The sequence below is a fragment of the Treponema sp. R8-4-B8 genome (genome assembly GCF_054786175.1).
Window position 1 is genome coordinate 1 of the sequence record NZ_BDHE01000437.1, and the last position, 437, is coordinate 437.

At 42.1% G+C, this 437-nt stretch carries 1 protein-coding gene; it reads right to left on the reverse strand.

Going from position 1 to position 437, the window contains the following annotated elements; translation table 11 throughout:
- The coding region (coaD, locus tag ACYVRA_RS09135; protein ID WP_461252393.1) for a pantetheine-phosphate adenylyltransferase at positions 1 to 408 on the reverse strand (408 nt) is incomplete at its 3' end.
- Between the last annotated feature and the right edge of the window lie 29 nt (positions 409 to 437).

Consider the following 437-nt stretch of genomic DNA (forward strand, 5'->3'; position numbering starts at 1 on the left):
AAATGAGGCCAATTCCTTAATAGAAGACGAGCGGATGACAAAATATTCAGGATCAGTCGTCATAAAAATTGTTTCAATATCCGGGTCAAGGGTCCTGTTCATCATTGATAGCTCAAATTCATAGGAAAAATCTTCCACCCCGCGAACCCCGCGAAGCAGTAATTTTATATCCATTTTTTTAAGAAAATCCACAATCAGGCAGTCACAGACCGTTACAGACACATTTTTGTAGTCTTTTATCAGTTCCCGTATCATAGAAGCCCTCTCTTCGGCTGAAAAAAGGTATTTTTTACGTTTATTTTCCGCCACAATCACCACAAGTTCCCCAAAAATGGACGCAGCGCGGCTAATTATATTTATATGCCCGGATGTGGGGGGGTCAAAAGAACCCGGAAAAGCGGCTTTCACAACGGTTGCCTCCTGATGTAAGCATATCG